The sequence below is a fragment of the Collinsella phocaeensis genome (assembly GCF_900119895.1).
GTDB classification, from domain to species: domain Bacteria; phylum Actinomycetota; class Coriobacteriia; order Coriobacteriales; family Coriobacteriaceae; genus Collinsella; species Collinsella phocaeensis.
This window is the reverse complement of the sequence record NZ_FQLR01000004.1, coordinates 78,497-101,472: the sequence shown is the minus strand read 5'-3', so window position 1 is coordinate 101,472 and position 22,976 is coordinate 78,497. Positions and strand designations below refer to the sequence as shown.

17 protein-coding genes and 1 tRNA gene are annotated in these 22,976 nt (G+C 65.9%); 2 read left to right on the top strand and 16 right to left on the bottom strand.

Annotated elements, in window-relative coordinates; translation table 11 throughout:
* Nucleotides 1-126: 126 nt before the first annotated feature.
* The 3 genes from dnaB to BQ7355_RS02610 form a co-directional block, all read right to left on the bottom strand.
* On the bottom strand, nucleotides 127-1,524 hold the full coding sequence (gene dnaB / locus BQ7355_RS02620) for a replicative DNA helicase (RefSeq protein ID WP_072414812.1): 1,398 nt from the start codon (nucleotides 1,522-1,524) through the stop codon (nucleotides 127-129).
* Between the two features lie 616 nt (nucleotides 1,525-2,140).
* On the bottom strand, nucleotides 2,141-4,207 hold the full coding sequence (locus BQ7355_RS02615) for an elongation factor G (RefSeq protein ID WP_072414811.1): 2,067 nt from the start codon (nucleotides 4,205-4,207) through the stop codon (nucleotides 2,141-2,143).
* A gap of 165 nt (nucleotides 4,208-4,372) precedes the next feature.
* Nucleotides 4,373-6,739, bottom strand: coding sequence for a tetratricopeptide repeat protein (locus BQ7355_RS02610; RefSeq protein ID WP_072414810.1), 2,367 nt, complete (start codon nucleotides 6,737-6,739; stop codon nucleotides 4,373-4,375).
* Nucleotides 6,740-6,982: 243 nt separating this feature from the next.
* Here BQ7355_RS02610 and rlmD point away from each other — a divergent pair, with 243 nt between their 5' ends.
* On the top strand, nucleotides 6,983-8,377 hold the full coding sequence (rlmD, locus tag BQ7355_RS02605) for a 23S rRNA (uracil(1939)-C(5))-methyltransferase RlmD (protein WP_083581487.1): 1,395 nt from the start codon (nucleotides 6,983-6,985) through the stop codon (nucleotides 8,375-8,377).
* A gap of 144 nt (nucleotides 8,378-8,521) precedes the next feature.
* On the opposite strand, the gene BQ7355_RS02600 is transcribed toward rlmD, so the two are convergent.
* From BQ7355_RS02600 to BQ7355_RS02555, 10 genes are all read right to left on the bottom strand, one after another.
* Nucleotides 8,522-9,886 (bottom strand): lipase family protein, encoded by a 1,365-nt coding sequence (locus tag BQ7355_RS02600; RefSeq protein ID WP_072414809.1) that lies wholly within the window; start codon nucleotides 9,884-9,886, stop codon nucleotides 8,522-8,524.
* Nucleotides 9,887-10,531: 645 nt separating this feature from the next.
* Nucleotides 10,532-12,367, bottom strand: a complete 1,836-nt coding sequence (gene typA, locus BQ7355_RS02595) for a translational GTPase TypA (RefSeq protein ID WP_072414808.1) — start codon at nucleotides 12,365-12,367, stop codon at nucleotides 10,532-10,534.
* 110 nt (nucleotides 12,368-12,477) lie between these two features.
* The gene (locus BQ7355_RS02590; RefSeq protein WP_072414807.1) at nucleotides 12,478-12,927 is read right to left on the bottom strand and encodes a hypothetical protein; all 450 of its coding nucleotides are present in this window, start codon (nucleotides 12,925-12,927) and stop codon (nucleotides 12,478-12,480) included.
* A 34-nt stretch (nucleotides 12,928-12,961) separates the two neighbouring features.
* The gene (locus BQ7355_RS02585) at nucleotides 12,962-13,534 is read right to left on the bottom strand and encodes a J domain-containing protein (protein ID WP_072414806.1); all 573 of its coding nucleotides are present in this window, start codon (nucleotides 13,532-13,534) and stop codon (nucleotides 12,962-12,964) included.
* 88 nt (nucleotides 13,535-13,622) lie between these two features.
* Nucleotides 13,623-13,695, bottom strand: a tRNA-Lys gene (locus BQ7355_RS02580).
* Between the two features lie 45 nt (nucleotides 13,696-13,740).
* Nucleotides 13,741-15,021: an aminopeptidase gene (locus tag BQ7355_RS02575; protein WP_072414805.1), complete on the bottom strand. Its 1,281-nt coding sequence runs from the start codon at nucleotides 15,019-15,021 to the stop codon at nucleotides 13,741-13,743.
* A 145-nt stretch (nucleotides 15,022-15,166) separates the two neighbouring features.
* A complete protein-coding gene (locus BQ7355_RS02570; RefSeq protein WP_072414804.1) occupies nucleotides 15,167-15,736 on the bottom strand; it encodes a hypothetical protein in 570 nt (189 codons plus the stop codon).
* Nucleotides 15,737-16,624, bottom strand: coding sequence for a phosphoribosylaminoimidazolesuccinocarboxamide synthase (locus BQ7355_RS02565; RefSeq protein WP_072414803.1), 888 nt, complete (start codon nucleotides 16,622-16,624; stop codon nucleotides 15,737-15,739).
* A gap of 123 nt (nucleotides 16,625-16,747) precedes the next feature.
* A complete protein-coding gene (locus BQ7355_RS02560) occupies nucleotides 16,748-18,337 on the bottom strand; it encodes a sensor histidine kinase (protein WP_072414802.1) in 1,590 nt (529 codons plus the stop codon).
* Entirely contained in the window at nucleotides 18,337-19,065 is a 729-nt protein-coding gene (locus BQ7355_RS02555; RefSeq protein ID WP_072414801.1) for a response regulator transcription factor, read from the bottom strand. Before BQ7355_RS02555 ends, BQ7355_RS02560 begins: the two co-directional genes overlap by 1 nt.
* A 156-nt stretch (nucleotides 19,066-19,221) precedes the next feature.
* Here BQ7355_RS02555 and BQ7355_RS02550 point away from each other — a divergent pair, with 156 nt between their 5' ends.
* Nucleotides 19,222-19,773: a GNAT family N-acetyltransferase gene (locus tag BQ7355_RS02550; protein ID WP_072414800.1), complete on the top strand. Its 552-nt coding sequence runs from the start codon at nucleotides 19,222-19,224 to the stop codon at nucleotides 19,771-19,773.
* Between the two features lie 95 nt (nucleotides 19,774-19,868).
* Here the strand turns inward: BQ7355_RS02550 and BQ7355_RS02545 are convergent, their stop codons facing one another.
* The 3 genes from BQ7355_RS02545 to purB all read right to left on the bottom strand — a co-directional run bounded on the left by BQ7355_RS02545 (nucleotide 19,869) and on the right by purB (nucleotide 22,872).
* Nucleotides 19,869-21,086, bottom strand: a complete 1,218-nt coding sequence (locus BQ7355_RS02545) for a hypothetical protein (protein WP_072414799.1) — start codon at nucleotides 21,084-21,086, stop codon at nucleotides 19,869-19,871.
* Nucleotides 21,083-21,349 (bottom strand): TIGR03905 family TSCPD domain-containing protein, encoded by a 267-nt coding sequence (locus BQ7355_RS02540; protein WP_072414798.1) that lies wholly within the window; start codon nucleotides 21,347-21,349, stop codon nucleotides 21,083-21,085. The genes BQ7355_RS02545 and BQ7355_RS02540 overlap by 4 nt, the downstream gene beginning before the upstream one ends.
* Nucleotides 21,350-21,522: 173 nt before the next feature.
* Nucleotides 21,523-22,872 carry an adenylosuccinate lyase gene (purB, locus tag BQ7355_RS02535; protein WP_072414797.1) on the bottom strand — a complete coding sequence of 450 codons (1,350 nt, stop codon included), beginning with the start codon at nucleotides 22,870-22,872 and terminating at the stop codon, nucleotides 21,523-21,525.
* Between the last annotated feature and the right edge of the window lie 104 nt (nucleotides 22,873-22,976).

Here is a 22,976-nt window from a genome sequence, read left to right as displayed (position 1 = left end):
CAAGAGGGACGTACCCCAATGGCACGGCTAAACGTTCAGCGTGCCGTTAGGGTACGTCCCTCTTGGCACGGCCGGCGCGCGGCGGCCGGCGGGGCGCTTCCCCGGCGAAGCTCGTGCAGGACGCGCCTATTCGTCGGCGTGCTCGTTGAGCTCGTAGAACTTGGTGGAGGCGGGCAGGAACACGAGGTCCACGTCGCCGACCGGGCCCGAACGGTTCTTGGCGACGATGATGCGCGTGATGCCCTCGGGCGGACGGTCGTCGCGGCCCGCCTCCTGCTCGTTGCTCGAGCGGTCCAGGAACATGACGATGTCGGCGTCCTGCTCGATGGAGCCCGATTCACGCAGGTCGGACAGCTGCGGGCGCTTGCCCGTGCGCGACTCGACGGCACGGGAAAGCTGAGACAGCGAGATGACGGGAACAGCGAGCTCCTTGGCCATGATCTTGAGCGCACGGCTCATCTCGGAGACCTCGACAGAGCGGTTCTCCGCGCGGCGGCCCGCCGGCGGGCTCACGAGCTGCAGGTAGTCCAGGATGACGACGGCCTTCTCCTTGTTGTGGAGCATGCGGCGCGCCTTGGCGCGGATCTCGGTGACCGTGGTGCCGGGCGTGTCGTCGATGAGGATGTCCAGGCGCGAGAGGTCCTGGGTCGCCTCGTTGATGTTGGCCCACTCCTGCGGCGAGATGCGCCCGGTGCGGAAGTTGGACATGTTGATCTGGGCGTGCGCGCAGATGAAGCGCTGCGCGATCTCCTTGCCCGACATCTCGAGCGAGAAGAAGGCGACCGTGTAGCCCTCGGATGCGGCGTTGAGGGCGAGATTCAGGGCGAACGACGTCTTGCCGACCGCCGGGCGGGCGCCGATGATGACCAGCTGGCCCTCGCGCAGGCCCATGAGCATGCGGTCGAGGCTGGGGTACCCGGTGGGCACGCCGTGGGCCTCTCCCCCGGCGGCGCACACCTCCTCGGCCTCGTTGTAGGCCTCGATCATGAACTCGGTCAGCGACTTGTAGCTGCTCTTGACCTCGCGGGACGTGACCGAGAGCAGCATCGACTCGGCGCGCTCGATGACCTCCTTGGTGTCGGTCGGGGCGCTGTAGGCGAGCGCGTTGATCTGGTTGGTGGCACCGATGATCTCGCGCAGCATGGAGTCGCGGCGGACGATGCCGGCATGGTGCTGCCAGCTGACCAGGGAAAGCGTCTGGCCCATGAGCTCGAGGATATACGCCTCGCCCCCGACCACCTCGAGCTTCTCCATCGACTTCAGGAAGTCGATGAGCGAGACGGCGTCGATCGGCAGGGTGCGGCTGTACATCTCCTGCATAGCGGAGAACAACGTCTTGTTGGCGGGGCGGTAGAAGTCGTCGGGGACGAGCTCCACGAGGGCCCCCTCGACCACCTCCGACGACAGGAGCATGGCCGCGAGGACCTTCTCCTCCGCCTCCGGGTTGTTGGGCAGCCCCCCGCGCGCCCCTCGCTCGGAGCCGCCGGCGGGCGACCAGGAATAATCGCTCGAAGCAGAATCCATGACTCTCCTTGCCTGTGTGCTCGGCACGACGCGGCGCCCTCGCGGGCGGCGGCGTGCGACGGACCTCCATGGTATCGGCAGACAAGGCATGTCGGCAAGGCATGTCAAGGGCTATCTTCCCTGTTTCGGGCATTCACAAGGCATGGTGAAAACCTCACGCCGCGGGCGTGGGCATATGACGCTTTTCAACGTTTTCCACATTTTTTCAGCATCAGCTGAGTGAGTTTTCCACATGAAAGCATCTACCTGCAGTTATTCATTCTTGTGCGTACGTTTACAGGTATTTTTACATTTCTTAACTTGAAGATTTAGTGAAGTCGCAGGTAGCAGTAGGCGCTGTATTCATTCCGCAGGTAACGGGCTTGAAAGAGGTATACACCAGAAGGAGCGCCTCTATACAGCCTTCAAGCCGCTCGGCCGCGGGTCCTTCAAGCCCCACGGTGATGACCTGTGGATTTCTTCTCCCACTTTCCACCGGCGACGCCCACCTCAATTTAGGGACAGGCACCAATTTGAGATGGTCCGGGTTGGAGGGCCGCGCATAGAAAACGGCCCTCCGGAGCGCATTCCCATGCATTCCGGAGGGCCGCCTCGAACCGAGCGGGTCAGGAAACGACTACCTGCCCTGAGCGCGCATGTGCTCGTAGATCTCCACGAGCTTCTGCTGGACGTCGTAGGGGACCTGCTCGTAGCCCGCGGGCTCCATCGTGAAGTCGCCGGTTCCACGCGTGAGCGAGCGCAGACGCGTGGCGTAATCCACCAGCTCGGCATAGGGCACGGTCGCCATGATCACGGTCTCGCCGCGCTCGTTGGTGTCCATGCCGGTCACGCGGCCGCGCGATCCGGACACGTCGCCCATCACGGCGCCGGCGTAGCTCTCGGGGATCGTCACGGTGATGTTCTCCATGGGCTCGAGCACCACGGGGTCGGCGTCTTCGCAGGCCTTCTTGAGACCGATGCGCGCGGCGGTGCGGAAGGCCATCTCGTTGGAATCGACCGGATGGTAGGAGCCGTCGTAGCAGGCGACGCGGATGCCCGTCAGCGGGTATCCGGCGATCACGCCCTCCTTCATGGTCTCCTGGACGCCCTTGTCCACGGCGGGGATCAGCGCGCGCGGGATGCGGCCGCCCACGACCTCGTCGACGAACTCGTACTCGGTGCCGTCGAGCAGCGGCTCCACGCGCAGGAAGCAGTCTCCGAACTGGCCGGCGCCGCCGGTCTGCTTCTTGTGGCGGCCCTGGGCGGAGGCGACGCGGCGGATGGTCTCGCGGTACGGGATGCGAAGCGGCACGATGTGCGCGGCGACCTTGGTCCGCTCCTCCAGGCGGTTGAGCAGGACCGAGACCTGGGCCTCGCCCACGGCGGAGATGACGGTCTGCCCCGTCTCCTCGTCGCGGTCGATGCTCATGGTGGGGTCGGCCTCGCACGCCTTGTCGATGAAGGTGAAGAGCTTGTCCTCCTCGGAGCGGTTCTCCGCCTCGATGGCGATGCGGTACTGCGAGTTGGGGAACTTGAACGCCGCCGCCTCGACCTTGCCGGTGACGGACAGGGTGTCGCCGGTCTCGGCGGACAGCTTGGGCACGACCACGATGTCGCCGGCGTACGCATGGCCGACCTCGGTCATCTCGCGGCCGCACATCACGTTGAGATGGGCGAGGCGCTCGCTGCGGCGGGTGCGCGCGTTGACGAGCTCCATGCCCGGCTCGATCGTGCCGGTGAGGACCTTGATGAAGGAAATGCGGCCCTGCTGCGGGTCGTTCAGGGTCTTGAAGACGAACACCACTGGGCGGTCGTCGTCGGAGGAGATCTTGAGGGTGTCGCCGTCGATCAGCGGCATCTCGCCGTAGTCGGTGGGCGCCGGGAAGTAGGTGGCGATGTCGTCCATGAGCGAGTTGACGCCCTGCTCCTGCGTGCAGCTGCCGGCGAACACGGGAACGAAGAGGCGCTTGGCGATGGCGGTCGAGAGCAGGCCCTCGACCTCGTCCTGCGTGAGGGGCTCGCCCTCGAGGTACTTCTCCATGAGGGCGTCGTCGGCCTCGGCGACGAGCTCGCACAGCGTCTCGTGCGCGGCCTCCGCCTCGGGCAGCAGCTCGGCCGGGATGTCGAACTCGGTCTGCTTCGTGCCGTCGCACGTGCGCGCCTTCATGCGGACCAGGTCGATGATGCCATGGAAATCGGAGCCGGTGCCCCAGGGCAGGGTCACGGCACCCAGGCGCATGCCGAAGCGCTCGCGCAGCATCTCCATGCACATGGCGTAATCGGCGTTCTCCTTGTCGACGCGGTTGACGAACACCGCGCGCGCCAGGCGCAGGTCCTCGGCGGCGTACCACAGCTTGACGGTGGTGGGCTGCGGGCCCTCGGCGGCATCCACCACGAACAGCGCGGTCTCGCACACGCTCATGGCCGCGTAGGCATCGCCGATGAAATCGGGATAGCAAGGCGCATCGAGCACGTTGATGCGGGCACCCTTCCAATCGATCGGCGCGATGGAGGTCGAAATCGAGAACTCGCGCTTGACCTCCTCGGCGTCGTAATCGAGGGTGGGCTTGGTGCCTGCGTGCCCACCCAGGCGAGCGGTCTTGCCGGACAGGTGGAGCATGGCCTCCGCGAGCGAGGTCTTGCCCACCCCGCCTTGGCCTACGAGCACCACGTTCCTCACATTGCCAGTCTTGGGCGCACCCATGGGACACCTCCCTTTCCCGGCACGCAGCGACGCGCGCCGAAAACGCGTGACGGGGCGCCTTGTGCAACCCCGCACGACAGCCGTATGCCCCGAGCCTACCCATCGAGCGCCCGCCGCAAAGCCGCATATCGCCCAGCGCACACTCGCGCGCGGTAAAGGGCGGGGCTACGAGAGCGACCGCAGGACGGCGGGGAGGACATCGCGGCTGTTCGGCGCGACGCCGGTCGTCGCGAGGAAGTGCACCAGCGCGCCCGCAGCGTCGAAAAATCCGGCGTCGACCAGCCCGATGGCCGCCGACGCGGCCGCCTCGACGGTCGCGGGCACCGGGGCGACCGGGATCCCCGCGGAGCGGAGCGCACCGCGGGCATCGTCCGCCGAGGGCGCATGGGAGATATGGGCCCCGCGCATGAGGTCGCCCATCTCGACCTGGGCCTCCCCGTAGAAGTAGGTGCCGCGCGGCACGAGCGCGTAGCACGCGAGCCCGAGGGCGGCATCGCCCGCCTGCCAAAGCAGGAAGCCCAAACGGTAGTAGCCCGCCGCGATATCGGTGGGCGCGACGGCGACCTTGAGGCCCTCGATGAGCGCGCGGACGGCGTCCTCGCCGCGGTCGAGCTCCCGATAGGTCATTGCGAGCGAGTGATACGCGGTGAACGATGTGGGGGCGAGCTCGACCAGCTGCTCGGCGATCCGGAGCGCGGCCTGACCGTCCCCCTGGTCGCGCAGCAGGCGGCAAAGCGTCGAGCGCGCATCGAACGCCGTGTCGGGAAGCTTCCGGTACCTCGTCGCCTCGTCGCCTTCGAGCCTGCCCGCCATGACGCGCGCGACCATGTTGACGCAGTAGAGCGGGCGCGCGTCGGAATCCTGCAGCGCGTCGGCGGCGTCGTAGGCGTCCACGATGTCCGCGACGTCCCTCGCGACGCTGGACCCCCCGTCCTCGATATGCGCCGTCACCTCGTGGTAGCGATCGCGGAGCGGGTCGTCTGCCGCGGAGAATATATCGAGGTCCGAAGCCCTGTCCGCCCGCAGCGGGCCGACGAGGGCGGCAGGGAGCGGACGACCGTCGTCGGCCATCTTGGCAGAGCGGTCCGGCAGGTCGACCGATATCGGCTCGATGGTCGCCAGGCACCCGTCTTCGGCGCGCTCGAGGCGCAGGGCGCGCGGCGAGAGCATCTCGATGATTCCGTCGACGGGCACGTCGGCGGCCAGGATGTCGCCGGACTGGATGTGCGGCGTCGTCACCATCGTGAAGGGCTGCCGGCCGAACTCGATCGATGCGATCGCGGAGCCACCGAGCTCGCGCTCGCGCACGGTCACGACCGCGCGGACGATGCCGACGCTCGAGCCGAACGCCGCCGCGGCGAGCACCATGGCGAGACGCAGCGCATAGGCGGTGCGCGCATCGTTGCGGGCAGCCTCCCCATCGACGGGGAACGCCGAGGCCACAGGCACCGTCGCCTGGATGGAGAACACGCCGCCGCGGGCGTCGCAGTCGAAGTCGTAGTCGAAGCCGAAGGGGGCGCGCAGGCGCTCCGCGGCCGCGGCGAAACGGGTGCGCACGTCCCACTCGCCGCCGCGGGACGCCGTCGCGCCCGCGATGGAGGTGTAGTCGCTCGGGCGCTCGCAGGTTCTCGGCAGGTCCGCGGCGACGGCGGCGAAATCGATCAGCGCCGACATGGCGGCGCGCTCGCACTGCTCCATGGAGAGGCCGCAGATCGCCGGGGACGAGTCCGCGCCGAGATAGCGCTCAAGAAACACGAGGCGGTTGAGCGCTCCCTCGACCGCCTGCAGGGTGTCCAGCTCGCGGTCGACCAGGTCGCTCTTGTCGCACCCGGTCCAGAACAGGCCGGTCGAGCTCAGGCGCCGCAGGTCCACCTCGTGCGCCGCGGCGATCGGGCGGACGTACTCGGCGCCCGCATCGGTCAAGGACTGCGCCGCGAACCGCTCGAAGGGGGTCGCCTGCTCGCCCTGTCCGCGAAACGCCAGCACATCCAGGGCATCCGGATAGGGCGCCTGCAGGAGCTCGTCGAGCAGGTCGCCGACGGTGGTCGTGGTGAGCTCCTCCCCGTTCTCGCGCGGGGCGACCCAGTTGACCAGGAAGCAGGCGGCGCCCATCTCGTCGATATCGTAGGCCCCCGTACCATAGGGCCCCATGTCGCGCTGCGCCGAGGTCACGGTGAAGCGCCCATCGGCCTCCCGCTGGGAGAAGCGCCCGACGATGGAGGTTCGCCCGCCATCGCGAACGTAGAACCCGAGCTTGTCATCGTCGTACCTGGTGATCCCGCCGTCGCCCGCTCGGTCGGGCCGCGCCGCAAGGGGCTCGTCGCAGGCGAAGATGGCGCCTCCGAGCGCAAGCCAGGCTATGATGCGCGCACGCCGGGGAGCGAGGACCTCGACCAGGTAGCCCATGCCGCCCTCCGGCTGCGGGGCTATGGCATCCGTGAGAGCGAACGTGCGGCCCCGCTCGAATCCGGGCAGGGCCTTGAGCGCCCTCACCTTGGCGAAAAGAGGGAGTTTGACGACGTTGTCTGCCATGATGCACCGCTTTCATCCCGTCCCGCGGCCGCGCGCCGCCGGCACTCGTTCCATCCTATCAAAGCATGCCGACCGAAACGGCCTTGCGCGCAAGCGGCGATGCGGGCAGCCGGGAGTTGCGAGGTGCCAAAGAGGCGGGTTCCCACCATGTGCAAACCGGGGCGAGAACGGACGCATGGTATCCTTGACCCGCACGAACCACGACGCCGCCAGCCCGCGCGGCACCCCGGAGCGCGAACACCCATGGCCTCTCAGAAAAACAGCAACCAGCAGCCCGATCCTTCGCGGGAGCGCAAGCGCCGCGGCACGGGCGGAAAGGGCGGCGGGCGCCATGCCGCCGCCAGCGGCGACAGGCGCGTCGGCGACCGCAGGCGCATGAAGCCGGGAGCGGACGGCGCGCATCCCGGGAAGAGGAAGCGCCCGCGCACGGACGGCCCATGCCCCATCATGGACGCATGCGGGGGCTGCGCCTGGCTCGGCTTGCCCTACCGCAAGCAGCTCGCGCTCAAGCAGGAGGCGTCGCAGGACCTCTTCGCCGAGCTCATCGAACGCAACCGCTGGGATGTGACCGTGGACCCCATCGTCGGCATGGGCGGGATCGGTGGAGATACCGGGGCCATCCCCGCTCCACGCGCGTTCCGGCACAAGGCGTCGACGCCCTTCGCGCCCGGGGCCTGCGGCGCGGTCCGCTGCGGGTTCTTCTCCCGCGGAACGCATGCCATCGTTCCCGTCGGGTCCTGCATCGTCGAGGCGGACGGATCGCGGGCGATCTTGAACGGGGTCGCCGCGGCGGCGGAGCGCCTGGGCATCCCGGCATACGACGAGGACCGGCGGCGCGGCCTCCTCCGCTACGCCGTCCTGCGTATGGGCTGGAAGCGCGACGAGGCGATGCTCACCGTCGTCACGTCCCGGCGCGAGATCCCGCGCCGGGCCGAGTTCGTCGCGGCGCTCCGCGCGCTCGACCCGCGCATCGTCTGCATAGCCCAAAACGTCAACCCGCGCCCCGGCAACGCCATCCTAGGCAACGAGACGCGCATCCTTGACGGCACCGACCACATGGTCGACGAGCTGCTCGGATGCACGTTCGCCATCTCGCCCGGAGCGTTCTACCAGACCAACCCCCAGCAGACCGAAACGCTCTACCGCCTCGCCATCGACGGCATGGAGCTTCGCGACGGCGACGTCCTCATGGACGCCTATTGCGGCAGCGGCACCATCGGAATCGCCGCAGCTGCGCAGGCGCGCTCTGACGGCGCGGACGTGGAGCTCATCGGCGTCGAGCGCAACCAGGCGGGCATCCGCGACGCGAAGCGCAACGCCCGGCTCAACGACCTCTCGGAACATTGCCGCTTCGTCGCGCAGGACGCCACGGCCTTCATGGTCGAGGCGGCCCGGCGCGGAGAGCGCATCGACGTGCTCTCCATCGACCCGCCGCGGGCTGGCTCCACGCCTGAGTTCCTCGAAGCCGCCTGCGCCCTCGGCCCGCGGCGCATCGTGTACGTGAGCTGCGGGCCCTCCACGCAGGTTCGGGATATCGAGCATCTCGCCCGACGCGGATGGAAGCTCACCCGCCTCACGCCGGTCGACATGTTCCCGCACACCCCGCATATCGAGACCGTGGCGGTGCTCGAGCGGTAGCGGGGGCTACAGGCCTACGGACCGCGACAGCCCTCCCGCGTGCCAAAAGGGACGTACCCTTTTGGCGCGCCCCCCTCCCCGACGCGCCCATCGTTGGGGCCCGCAGTCAAGATGCGGCACCGCTCAGGAGCAAGGCCGGAGCCCCTAGACCGCGGAGGCCAACACCAGGTCGTTCGCGTCGAGTTCCTGCATCCAGGCGATATAGACGCTCGGGTAATGTCCACCGAGCACGGTGAGCGGGTCTATGCGCGTCACCAGGGTCGCCGCGAGCCTGGCCGCACCCGATGGCGTCACCAGCTCCGCGGGAGTCTCCACCGCCGCCGACATCTCCTCGATAACCGTATCGAGCGTGCGCTTGGTCTCCGGAACGTACGGGCTCCCCTCGCCGGTGAGGGTGCCGATGCGGCCCTCGAACGCCGCGTAGCGCTCAGCAAACCCCTCATCGTCCACGGACGGCAGCGTCAGGTCAACGCCATAGCGGGCGTAACCCCAGCTCTCGAGAGGAAGGCGCGTCACGGGGTCGGCGGGGTTCAGGATATTGAAGATGTTCCCGTAGCGCGCGCGGTCGTTCTCGACGCTCATCGTCGTGCGCGGGGACGCGAACGTGTAGGCGAACACCGAGTCGGCGGAAACGGAGCGATCGCCCCGCGCCGCCTCATCGTCGAGCATTGCGGCGACGAGGCCCGCGACCGCCCCGCCGCGGCTATGGCCGCAGAGCAGCACCGAGGCCTCCTCCCCGTTCACCTCCGCGGCGGCAAGGCGCGCCCTCACCGCTTCCTCGACCTCGGCGGCGGCGCGCTTGTATCCCGCATGGTCCTGCGAGCGGCGCAGCTCGAGCTCCTCTGCGGAGGCGCCCTCCGTCGAGCCGGCCACGTCGAAGTTGCTCAGCCATTCCGAGCCGTAGCTCCCTCGAACCGCCACCGCGATGAGCGTGCGCTCGCGACCCTCCCCGTCTGCGATCCTCTTGGTCGCAACCGTGTAGGCGACGCCGTCCGACTCATCGGTCACCATGTCGAGAACCTCGTCGACGACCTCGCTCCGGTAGCGATAGGACGAACTGTCCACCTGCGTGAATCCCAGGCCCGCAAGCGCATGCTCCATATAGGCGGGGCTGTCGCTTCCCTCCTTGTAGTATTCCGACTCGGAGTAGGCGAGCGCCGAGAGAACGGATGCCGCCCGGGCGATGCCGTGATTGTAGCTGCTGGGATCGGAGAAGAACCAGGCATCGTCCCAAAAGACGTCCGATGACACCTCTCCCGAGCCCGGCACCCCGAAACACGTGTAGTCGAGTCGGGCCGTAAACGATCCGGTCGGCGGCATCTCCTCTGCGAACACCTCGGTCGGCAGCGACGGCGAGGCGACCGCACCCACGCCGCGACGCTCCTGAACATACCGATAGGCAAGGGTGAACGCACATGCCACCGCCACGACGGCGATCGCGACGAGCGATGCGGTCGAAGCGCGGCGCACCGCCGACAGCGCGTTTCGAATGAGGTGCGGACCGACCATCAGGACTCCTTTTCTACGGTCTGTCGAGAATACCGTCCCGAGATGAATTCCCGATGAGGGCAAGCTTACATTTCTGTACGGCCATGCAACGGACAAAACCGCAGAGAGCGGGCGAGGGAGTCGGTCTCGTTGCAAACCGACACGCGCGAAGAAGGCCGTCCCCACCGCAAGAGGCGCCCGCTCCGCAAAACCCGTCGCGCGCGATGCCCATCCACGGCGCAGGACCCCGCACCGGATGTCGATATGCATATTCCTGCAACTGTCCTGCACATAATCCGACTCATGACGCCCCGATTGCCCAACTGCCGGCGCGGCATGCGGCCAAGCTGGTCAGAAATCGCGTCGAGTCGGTATCCGCATCCGCCATATAGTGGGTTTCTATATATGAAACCCTTGTTTTTCGAGACGATTCCGGGCATCTGGAGGGCAAACACGCCGATCCTCGCGTATACACGCGTTTTACAGACCCTCTGCGATACCGACTCGACGCGGTTTCGTGCCACCCTCACCGCGACGCATAGTTTACCAACCCACTTTTAACCCCGCTGGGGACTTGCCCATCCGCGCAACGCAAAAAAGACCCCATCATCGCAGGGACGATGGGGCCTCGCTTCGCTTTCGCGGCGGAACTCTACGAAAGGCGGCTTACTTGGCGTTCATCGCGCGGGCGGCAGCCTTCTTGCGGTCGATCGCGTTGAGCAGGCGTTTGCGCAGACGGATATTCTTGGGCGTGACCTCGACGAGCTCGTCATCGATGATATACTCAAGCGCCTCCTCGAGGGAGAACGTGCGGGGCGGAACCAGCTGCACGGAGATATCCGAGGTGGACGAACGCTGGTTGCCCAGGTTCTTGGTGCGCGCGATGTTGACGACCATATCACCGGGCTGGTTGCGCTCACCCACGAGCATGCCCTCGTAGCACTCGGTGCCGGGCTCGACGAACAGGCTCCCTCGCTCCTGCAACGTACCCAGCGCGTAGGCGACGGCCTTCTCGGTGGTCATGGAGATCATGGCGCCGTTCTTGCGCCCACCGATCTCCCCTGCGTAAGGGCCGTACTCCAGGAAGGTGTGGTAGAACACGCCCTCGCCGTGGGTAACGTTGAGCACGCGGTTCTTGAGACCCATGATGCCGCGCGTGGGGATGCGGAACTCGATATGGGTGACGGTGCTGCCGGGCTGCATGTCGGTCATGGTGCCGCCGGCGTTTCCGAACACCTCGATGACCTTGCCGGCATAGGTGTCCGGGCACTCGACGACAGCCTGCTCGATAGGCTCAATCGTGTTGCCGGCATCGTCCTTCTTGAAGAGGACGCGCGGGCGGCCAACCTGGAACTCGTAGCCCTCGCGGCGCAGCGTCTCCATGAGAACGGAAAGATGCAGGATGCCGCGGCCGGAAACCTCTATGCCGCTCTTGTCGGGAAGCTCCTCGATGCGCATGGTCACGTTGTTCTCGCCCTCGGTGAACAGGCGCTCCTTGAGCTGGCGTGCGCCGACGATGTCGCCATCGCGTCCGACCAGCGGAGACGTCGAAGCCTCGAAAACGATGGAAAGGGTCGGCGGATCGATCTCGATGGGATCGAGCTCGACGGGGTTCTCGGGGTCGGTGTAGACGTCGCCGATATCGGTGGAGTCGACACCGACCACGGCGGCGATATCGCCGGCGCCGACCTCCGAGCACTCGGTGCGGCCCAGGTAGTCAAACGTGAAGAGCTGCTTGACCGTCGCCATCGAACGCTCGCCGCCGTTCTTGACCACCAGGATGCTGTCGCCCTGGTGGATCGTGCCGGAGTACACGCGGCCGATGCCGATGCGGCCCACGAAGTTGGAGTGGTCGATGGTGACGCACTGCATGGCGAGCGGGCCGTCGACGTCGACGTCGGGCGCGGGAAGCTCGTCGACGATCATGTCGAGCAACGGGTACATGTCCATGTTGCCGTCCTCGGGATCGAGGCGCGCGTAGCCGTTCACACCGGAGGCGTAGACGACGTGCTCCATCGCGAACTCGAGCTGGTCGTCAGACGCACCGAGGTCGGCCATGAGGTCGAGGCAGTCGTTGAACGCGCGCTCGGGCTCGGCGCCAGGACGGTCGATCTTGTTGATGACGATCATGATCTTGAGGCCGGTGTCGATAGCGTGACGCAGCACGAAGCGGGTCTGCGGCATGGGGCCCTCGAAGGCGTCGACGAGCAGCAGGGCGCCGTCGGCCATGCGCAGCACGCGCTCGACCTCGCCGCCGAAGTCGGCGTGGCCGGGGGTGTCGAGGACGTTGATCTTGATGCCCTTGTACTCGATGGAGATGTTCTTGGCGAGAATGGTGATGCCGCGCTCTCGCTCCTGGTCGTTGGAGTCGAGCACGCGATCCTCGACCTGCTGATTGGCGCGGAACGCGTCCGTGGCGCGCAGCAGCTTGTCGACCATGGTGGTCTTGCCGTGGTCGACGTGGGCGATGATGGCAATGTTCCTCAGGTTCTCTACTCGCATGGGTCTTCCCGTCCTTCTCGTATCCCTCAGGCAACGTGCGGGCGCGGAATCGGCGGGCACGCGCAAATATTCGGTAATCGGTGCAAAACGCCCATAGATTGTAAACGACCTTAGAAGAGCGAAGGCTCCTCACCTGCAGGTTCAGGGTCGCTCCACATAAAGTCGTCTCCTTGGCCCATGCCGTGGAAGGCGACAAACGCCGAATACCCGCACGGCATCGAGCGCTCGCAGAAACTCACGAGGACAGCGTCCTCGTACACGCCATCGAGCTGCACACATCCCGCATAGGCGATGGCATAACGCTCGACGCGCGCCACGCCCTCGTCGGGGACGCCGCCCGTGTGCTCGGCGACGAACGCGGTCGCCGCCTCAAGGCACTGCTCGGCGCCATCGTCGCAGAAGAGCGCTTCATATGCATGCGCGCCGGCATCCTCGACGACGATCGCGACACCCGGGTCCTCACCTGCCGCAAGCGATCCGAGCATGTTGTCGAGCAGCCGCCCGACCATCTCATCGAGCTCGGGCGAAACAGCGCCGGGGTTCTGCATAGTATCGTCCATGGCTCGGTTCCTCTCGCCTGCGCGCCGCCGTTCCTCACAGGTCGCGCGCCTGGCGCGCGATATCGCGCGCTGCATCACGTGTCTTCATCAGCTCGAGCGAGCGCCGGCGAAGCACGGAAATCTGGTTCCCCAGCGCGATCGTATCGGCCGCTCCCCAAATCACCAGCATCGATGATACGGAAAACCCGAGCATGGCAACTGTACCACGAAGCCTGGAACATATGAGCATCGCCGCAGCCGAGAACACGAGCAGGGACATAAATCCACGCCGCCGCTCGCGCAGGGTGCGCAGCTGCACAACGATCGCCAGCCTCGCGGTCTCCGCGGCGCGTGCGCGCGCTGCGGCCTCGAGGGCGATCTGCTCGGGAGTGTCCGCCGGGGTATGTGAGCGGGAGGACCCCGCGACGGGCGGACGGCCGCCCGTCAGCACGGAACGTGCCTCGTTGAGCGAGCGCATGTGCTGCTCCGCACGCGCACGCAAGCGCTTGTTGTCGCCGTATTTGTCAGGATGCAGCATCTGGGCGAGTTCGCGATACGCCGCGGAGACCTCGAAGGCGCTCGCGCCGGCATCAAGTCCAAAAACGCTCAAAGCCTCGTCCCGCGTCATGCGGCCTCCTCGCTCCCAGCGAGCGCAACGGGCGCCCGTACATGAAAAACGGCCCTCGTCCTCGAGAGCCGTCTCAATCCAAAAAGGGTGGGCCGTTAGGGGTTCGAACCCTAGACCTTGGGATTAAAAGTCCCCTGCTCTGCCAGCTGAGCTAACGGCCCGCGTGTGGCATTGTACCACGCCCGGGCGCTCGCGGAGAGCGCAGGCTACTCCCAGCCCCACTGTCCGTTTACGAATACGGGAACCTCGATACCGTCATCGCAGACGCCGGTGATATTGAGGTCGTCCGTGCCGATCATGAAGTCAACATGCGTGCTCGAGGAGTTCACGCCGTGCTCCCGCAGCTCCTCGACGGTCATGTCGTAGCCGCCCTCGTAGCACTCCGCGAACCCGATTCCCAGCGCCAGGTGGCAGCTCGCGTTCTCGTCGTACAGCGTGCTGTAGAACAGGGTCTCGCTCTCACGGATCGGCGTATTCTTCGAGATGAGCGCGACCTCACCCAGGCGGCGCGCCCCCTCATCGGTGTCGAGGATGCTTCTCAGCGTCTCGTAACCCTGCTCGGCACCGAAGTCCACCACGGACCCCTTCTCGAACCTCATCCAGAAACGGTCCACCTTGTTGCCGTGATGGATCAGAGGGATCGCCGAGTACACGATACCCTCGGTCGTCTCGCAATCCGGAGAGGTGAACACTTCCTCGGTCGGCATGTTCGGGAAAAACGAGTGGCCGTCAGGCGTCTCGCAGCAGCCTCCCGCCCATAGATGACGGTCGGTCAGGCCCACGGAAAAGTCCGTGCCGTTGCCGGCGCGATAGCGCAGCTCCTTGAAATGATGCTCGTTCAGGAAGCGAAGGTTCTTCTCGAACGTGGCGTTATGCAGCTCCCATGAGCTCTCGGGGTCCTCGCCGTCGGCGCGGGCGGCGGACAGAACGGCTCCCCACAGGCGATACACCGCGACCTCGCCGGGAATGCCGGGGAACACGCGCTCGGCCCAGGCGGCGGTGGGAACGCCGGCTATGCACCAGGGATTGATATTGTAGTCCAGGCCGCGGCGGAACCTGCGGCACTGCATGTTGCGCGCCTTGCCCGCCGCCGCGGGCTTAGCGGGGTCTATGCCCACGAGCGCCGAGGGATCCGACCCCTCGAGGAAGATGAAGCACGCTCCCGCCTCCGCAAGGGAATCGAGCTGCACGCGCTTCCACTCCGGAACGGTCTCGAAATACGCCGTCTCCACGTTCTCGTACTCCAGGCGAGTCAGCGCGTCGTCGCCCCAAATCACCGTTACATGGCCCGCGCCCGCCTCATACGCCTGCGCGGTGAGGGTGCGCGCGAACGGCGCGGCCTCGACCGGAGCCTGCACCACGACCTCCTGCCCGGGCTTAACGTGCGCGCCGGTGCGCACGATGAGCCGCGCATAGCCCTCGATCGAGGGAGCGAGCGCCTTCATGCCCGCGCGGGCATCCTCCACCGTCAGATCGCTTCTGATCATCGTCAGTCCTCTCGAGAATAACGGCCGCCCCGACCCTTTCGGGCAGGGCTGCCACATGAAGGGCGAGGGCGACCCACGTAGCCGCACCTCGCCCTCCCTTGCACATATGTTGAGCTGTCCGCATTCCGCGAAGCGCTCCGTCGCGCTACTTCTTCTTCACGCTCTTCGCGGCAGCGGCCTCGAGCAGCTCGTCCAGCTTCTTGTCGGACATGCCCTCGGCACGGGCGCGCGCATCGTTGCGCAGCGGGCGAATGCGGACCAGATCGTAGATGAACGAGGCGATGATCGCCGCGTACGCGACGCCCAGCAGAACATACTCGGGAACGCCGGCCTGCTTCGCATCGCCCACGAACAGCATGACCCAAACGGCGATGGTCGCGAACAGACCGATGCCCAGCAGCACCCAGAAGAAGCGACGGCGGGGCTTGTAATCCGGATCGTCCTTCAGCAGCTCGCCCGAGGCGGCATACAGCCTATCCTCGAGCATGCGACGCTCGCGCTTGCGGGCGCGCTTCTCCTCGCGGGTCAGGCCCTCAAGGGACTCGCCGCGCTCGATCTGCTCTCGCTTCGCCTTCGCGGAAGCGGGGACCACGCGAACGGATGCAGCGGCCTGGCGGGCAGGTTTCACCGAACCGGCGGACTTACGCTTGTAGCCGGCGACCTCCCCTGCCTGGACGGCCTGGGTGCGCTTGTTCATCGGACTGCGGGTACTCACTTACTCAATCTCCTTCATGGACACGAACTTCTCACCTGAGATCAGCTCGAAAGCCTCACGGTATCGCGCCGACGTGCCGTCGAGCACCTCGGCCGGGAGCTCCGGGGCGTCACCCTCGAAGTCCCAATGGTCCAGCAGCCAGTTTCGCACGAACTGCTTGTCGTAGCTATTCTGGGTCTTGCCCACCTCGTACTCGGCGGCGGGCCAGAAGCGGCTGGAATCGGGAGTCATGCACTCGTCGATAAGGGTCACCTTACCATCGATGAGCCCGAATTCAAACTTCGTATCGGCGATGATGATGCCTCGCGAGGCCGCGTACTCCGCGCCGGCGGTGTAAATCTTGATGGACAGGTCGCGAATCTGGGACGCGATATCGCTACCCACCAGGTTCTCGCACTCGGCATAGGAGATGCTCTCGTCGTGTCCGCCGAGGGCGGCCTTGGTGGTCGGCGTGAACAGCGGCTCGGGAAGCTTGGAGGCCTCCTGCAGGCCTTCCGGCAGCTTGATGCCGAACACGGTTCCGCTCTCCTCGTAGTTCTTCTCACTCGAGCCGGTAAGGTAGCCGCGCACGATGCACTCGATCAAAATAGGCTCCGCCTTGCGGACGAGCATCGCGCGGCCGGCCAGGTAATCGCGATACTCGGAGAACTCCTCCGGGAACTGATCCGGATCGATGGAGACCATGTGGTTCGGGCACAGGTCCGCGAACTTGTCGAACCAGAATGCAGAAATGCGGTTCAGCACCTCGCCTTTGTACGCGATCTCGTTCGGAAGGATGTAGTCGAACGCGGAGATACGATCCGAAGCGACCATCAGCAGGTTGTCTCCGGCGTCATATATATCGCGCACCTTGCCCTGAGAATCCGGGCGCCGTTCCATCATGTCCATCTTGCTCAACTCCTCACATCGCGATGACGCGCTGCCTCGTCTCTCCTCGAGCAGCACCTTCCGACGGAGCGGCGGCGAGACACCAGGTCCCGCCACCTTCGCCGTCGTCTTCAGCCGTTTCGGCTAGTGCTTGATTGTAGGAGAAACCGACTCGCCCACCCGCTCGCGCGGAAGATGTATCGAAAAATTAGTTCCCTTGCCCAACTCGGACTCGACTGATATGAATCCATGATGGCGCTCGACGATCTGCTTCGTCACCGCGAGGCCGACGCCGAGGCCGCCCGCCTCGCGGGCGCGACTCGCATCAGCGCGCCAGAAGCGCCCGAAAATGCGCGACAGGTCCTCCTTCGCGATGCCGATCCCCGTGTCGGAAACGGAGATCGTCACATGCTTGCGGTCCTGTGCGACCGAGACCACGACCCATCCTCCCTCAGGGGTGTAGCGCATGGCGTTGCTCATGAGATTGATGACCGCCTGCGTGATCATATCGGGATCGACTTCGAGGACGGCGCTGCGCCCCTGGGTCTCATCGGCGAACCTGAGCCTTAGGTCGCGCTGGCAGAACAGCTGCTCCTGCGCGTTGACCACCGTGCGCACGAGCGAGCAGATATCCACCTGCTCGAGGTTGAGGGGGGCCGCCCGATTCTCCATACGCGAAAGGTCGAGCATCTGCTGCACCAGACGCGCCAGGCGACGCGTCTCGGATGCGACGGTCTCGAGATGCTCCTCATCGGTCGGGTACACACCGTCCTGCATCGCCTCGACCGTCGCCAGCATGGCCATAAGCGGCGTGCGGAGCTCATGGGCGACATCGGACGTAAGCCGCTTCTCGTGCTTCATATCCTTCTCAAGAGAGGTCGCCATCTCGTCGAACGTCTCTCCGAGCTGGTCTATCTCGTCGTCGCCGCGCATGCCCGTGCGTGCCGACAGGTCGCCGTCGCGGATCTGCTTCGCCGTGCCCGTGATGCGCCGGATAGGCTTAACCAGCTGACGGGACACCACCAGGCCGATGACCAGCGAGATGCACACGGCCGCCACGGAGGCGAACCACATGGCGTTGAAGGTTTTCTCCTTGAACACCGTATCCGCCTTGGTGAGCAGTGCATCGCTTCCCAAGATCCATAGCCGGACCGAACCGACCGTCCTGTCGGAGGAATCCTTGATGGGGGCCGACACCGCACCGTCCTTATCGGTCGGCGCGCTGGATATCAGCGAGTGCGAGGGAGCGACGTCCTCGGCCGACGCCGATTCGGATTCCTCGCTCCCCGATGGCTCTTCGTTTTTCTTGATCTGGGCGGCAAGGGCTGCGGCGGGCCAGGTGTCGTCGTACACCACCTTGCCCGATGCATCCAGAACCTGGATCCCGATGTCGTCGGAGACCAGGCCGGACTCCGCGAGGTCGGCGATGGTCGCAAGGTCCCAGGTCCCACCGTCGTGCTCGTACCCATCCGCGAGCTGGGAAGCCGCCATGTGGGCGATCTCGGTCACGTTGGCGCGCGTGTAGTCGGAAAACGCATTGCCCCACACGACCGACACGACGCATACGAGAATCAGCACCGTCATGAGGGACGTCAGCGCAAAGGAGACGGCCATGCGCGAGCCGTAGCTCATGCCCGACCGCGAATCGGAACGAGGCGTGTTCCAGCTTGCGCGGGAACTCGCCTCGTTCTGCTGCTTGTTCTTCTGATCGATGACCAACCGAGCGGGAAGCATTACTGGGCGCTTCCCCCGTCGGCCGCGGGCGCGGCGGGCGCCTCGAAGCGGTATCCCACGCCGTGGACCGTGTACAGCCACTTGGGCTTCTTCGGGTCGTCGCCGAGCTTGGCGCGCAGGTTCTTCACGTGGCTGTCGATCGTGCGCTCATAGCCCTCGAAATCGTAACCGAGCACTTTCTCCACAAGCTCCATGCGGTTGTACACGCGGCCCGGATGACGGGCGAGCGTGGTGAGGAGCTTGAACTCGGAGGCGGTCAGGTCGACTTCCTTGCCCTCCACGAGGATCTTATGACCGGAGATGTCGATCACCAGGTCGCCGAAGTCCAGCACCTCGACCTGCGGCTCGTCGGCCAGGTGAGTGCGACGGAACAGGGCGCGCACGCGGGCCACCAGCTCGCGGGGGGAGAACGGCTTGATCAGGTAGTCGTCCGCACCGAGCTCGAGACCGATGATGCGATCCTCGACCTCTCCCTTCGCGGTAAGCATGATGATGGGCACGTCGGAGGTGTCGCGGATGGCGCGGCACACGCGCTCGCCGGAAAGCTTCGGAAGCATGAGGTCCAGAACGATCAGATCGAACTGGTGCTTCTCGAACTCCTCGACAGCCGACTGGCCGTCGCCCACGCCGACGACCCAGTAGCCCTCGCGCTCCAGGTAGGCTGCCACGGCATCGCGAATCGCCTTCTCATCCTCAACCAGCAGGATCTTTCTTGCATCCGAAGCCATGGGCGGCCTCCCTATCTCCTGAGTAAATGCTCTATCCGTTCATTTTAGCGCACGAGACGCGCCGGGGAATGTAACCATCGCCGGACGGGGCGCCCCGTTGCGCACGAGTGCGATATCTTATTCCCATATCTGCCGATTTCTAGTAGGAGAGATGCCATGCCCTACCTGATCCGCCCCGCACGGGTCGATGACGCCGGCGAACTGCTCGCCATCTATGCACCCTTCGTCACCGACACCACGGTGAGCTTCGAGACGGAGGTCCCCAGCGTGGAGGAGTTCCGCGCGCGCATCGAGCGGGGCCTCTCCTCGTTCGCCTACCTCGTCGCCGTCGACGAGCAGACCGGATCGATCGCGGGGTACGCGTACTATGGGCCGTTCCGCTCGCGCCCGGCATATGCCTGGTCTGTCGAGCTATCGATCTACCTCGCAGCGGAGCATCGGGGCAACGGCCTGGGCGGGACGCTTCTCGGCACGCTCGAGGCGTGCATGAAGGCTCAAGGCGTCCGCACGAGCATCGCGTGCATCACCTCGAGCAACAAAGGGTCCATCGCGTTTCACGAGAAGCATGGGTACCGCGTCTGCGGCACCCATGCCGCCTGTGGCTACAAACTCGGCAGCTGGCTCGATATCACGTGGATGGAAAAGCGCATCACGCCGGGCGATGCGGAGCCGCAACCCCTCGTCCAACTCTCCCCAAGCTGCGAATAGGACGCGAGCGGCACCACCGCCCGCACGAAAGGTCGAGGGGCCGATGCGCAGACCGCGCTCGGATTCCGACCCTTCCCCTGCGGCAACCGGGACGTCTAGAGCGTGAAGGCGCGAGCCGTCACGCTCGCCGGGACACCCTGGTCGTCTTTGACCGCGGCGTAGGTCACGAACGTGTCGGTCACGCCCTCGCTCGCAGGGTAGTCGCCGTAGTCGAGCGCGCGATCGGGACAGGCCAGCAGCGCATACGTCTGCTCGGCCGTATCGATGAGGCAGTGGGACGCCCGGGTCTTCATGAGGTAGCGCGTGCCCTTACCCGCCACGCAGGCGGCGGGTTCGCGCGAGAGGTAGGCATACGGCCCTCCCTCTCGACCGATGAAGGTGCCCATGTTCCCCAGGCTCCCCACACCGTCATAGCTCGCCTCGATCGAGAAGGCGAAGGAATCCCCCATGTACACCGCCTCGAACGGACGCACGCCCGCAGGCAGCACGAGCTGGTCGAGCTTCGTGAACTTGGGGCTCGACAGATCCACGGCAGTCATACCGTAGTAGGTCCCCTCGTCGTTCAGCACGCGGGGCACGATGGTGAGGACCCCTTCGGAAACGCGCGGCGAGGTCGCGAAGCGCCCCAGGGATTCCCATATCTCCTCACTCGATGAACCGTCGCCGACGCTCCAACGGTAGCAGTGACTTTTCTCCGAGGTCTTCGAGCCCGACGTGCTGGGCATCTTCTGCCAAATTACCGAGGAGCCCGTGCAGGTGAAGCACGGAGGCTCCCAATCGGAGTCACCGTGGTCGAGCTCGACCGCGTCGCCGGAAAGCGAGCCGTCTGCGAAGCTGCGGGCGAGCAGGGTCCACGACAGGGTCGCGTACTCGATCTCGACCCATGAGAACACGCCGGAGGCGGAGCGCACGTCGAAGAAGCTGTACGCGCGGCCGAGCGTCGGAGAGCCGATCAGCGTCAGAAGCCTGCCGTTCGCGAGCGAAAGGACGCCGATGCTGTTCGGAGAGGCCGCCGACTCCGGCGTCATCATGGCCGCCGACCACGACCCCTCGCAGTGGAACAGAAGCGTACCGAGGGGCAAGGACCACTCGCCCGACTGGGCGATAGAGAGGTCCGCGTCTTTGTACTCATCGAGCACATCGATGATCTGGGACGCGTCATCCACCACCTGGGGCTGACCCGACGTGTCCTTGACCTCCTTGCCCTCGCCGCATCCCGATAGGGCGAGCGAGGCCGCCGTCACCGCCGTCGCGGCTGCAGACCCGGCAAGAAACCTCCGACGAGAAATGCCGTCGCGGCCGAAAAGCCTCATCGCGCGGCCATCTGAACGGTCTCGAGGAGGGCGCGGGTCAGCTGATCTGCGCACGAGGTCTTGCGCGGGCCGCAGGTGTTGCCCTGCAGCAGACGCACGACGTCGTCGACCTCCATGCCGGAGACGAGCTTCGAGATGGCCTTGAGGTTGCCGTCGCAGCCCCCCGTGAAGGAGACCGCCTCGATCGTGCGGCCGTCGTCGGACAGCTCGACATGGATGTTGCGCGAGCAGACGCCGCGCGGCTTGAAATCGTTCGTGAGCATGGCTCTCCTCCCAAGACGAAGCCGCTGCATGGGGACGCAGCGGCCGACGCCTCCTATCGTTCGCGTCGTGCGCCATTATACCCACGGTGAAGCGGGGCGGCGCAACGGCGCCCGCCCGTCGCAAGCGGACGGGCGGGCGCCATCTCGCGCGTATGGGTGATGCGCGGGCGCGCCTACTCCGCGAAGGAGAGACGCTCCAGACGGTCGAAGACGCTGTCGATGCGGGTGAGGAAGTCCCAAGGATCGAAGATCTCGTCGAGCTTCTCGGCGCTCACCGTGCACTCGGGATCGGCCTCCAGGCGCTCGCGCAGGTTGGGACCGTCGACGGCGTTGTGCACGTCGTCCCACACCGCCATGGAGTTGCGCTGGACGATCTTGTAGGCGTCCTCGCGCGTGATGCCGGTGTCCACCAGGGCGAGCAGCACCTTGGACGAGAAGATGAGCCCACGGGTGAGGTCGAGGTTCGCCTGCATGCGCGCCGGGTACAGGATGAGGCCGTCAACGATGCGGATGAGGCACGTGAGCATGTGGTCCAGCGCGATGAAACTATCCGCCTGCGCCACGCGTTCAGCGGAGCTGTGCGAGATGTCACGCTCATGCCACAGCGCGACGTTGTCGAACGCGACCTGGGCGTTGGCCTTCACGACGCGAGAGAGGCCGCAGACCTTCTCCAACGTGATGGGGTTGCGCTTGTGGGGCATGGCTGAGCTGCCCTTCTGCCCCTTGCGGAACGGCTCTTCCGCCTCGAGGGTGTCGGTCTTCTGCAGGTTGCGGATCTCGGTCGCGATGCGGTCGCAGGTCGCCGCGGTGGTGGCCAGCACGCCGGCGAGGTACGCGTGGTGGTCGCGCGAGATGACCTGCGTTGACAGCGGATCGTGAACGAGACCGAGGTGCTTGCAGACATACTCCTCGACAAACGGATCGATGGAGCTGTACGTGCCCACCGCACCGGAGATGGCTCCAAAGGCGACGTTCTTGCGGGCGTCCACCAGGCGGTCGAGGTCGCGCTTGAGCTCCCAAGCCCAGCTGCCGAACTTCATACCGAAGGTCATGGGTTCGGCGTGGATGCCATGGGTGCGGCCGACGCAGAGCGTGTTGCGCTCCTCGAACGCGCGGCGGCGGCAGATCTCGCCGAGCTTGCGCACGTCCTCGATGATGATGTCGGTCGCCTGGACGAGCTGGTAGCACAGGGCGGTGTCACCCAGGTCGGAGCTGGTCATGCCGTAGTGAACCCAGCGGCTGGGCTTGGGGTCCCCCTCGGGCACGTCGGCGTCGATATGCTCGCCCATGTTGGTGAGGAACGCGATGACGTCGTGGTTGGTCACGGCCTCGATGGCATCGACCTCGGCGCGATCGAACGCGGCGTGCTCGCGGATCCAGGCGGCCTCCTCCTTGGTGATGCCGCACTTGCCGAGCTCCGCCTGGGCCTCGCAAGCCAGGACCTCGATCTCCTGCCAGATGGCGTACTTGTTCTCCAGCGAGAAGATATGGCCCATCTCGGGGCGCGTGTAGCGATCGATCATAGCGGCTCCTTTGTGTGTGTTCGCGCGCGACGGTACACCGTTATTGTACTTGGACGCGCCCCGCAGGGGAGCGCCGGACGTGTGCTGTCACCGTATCGCAGCAT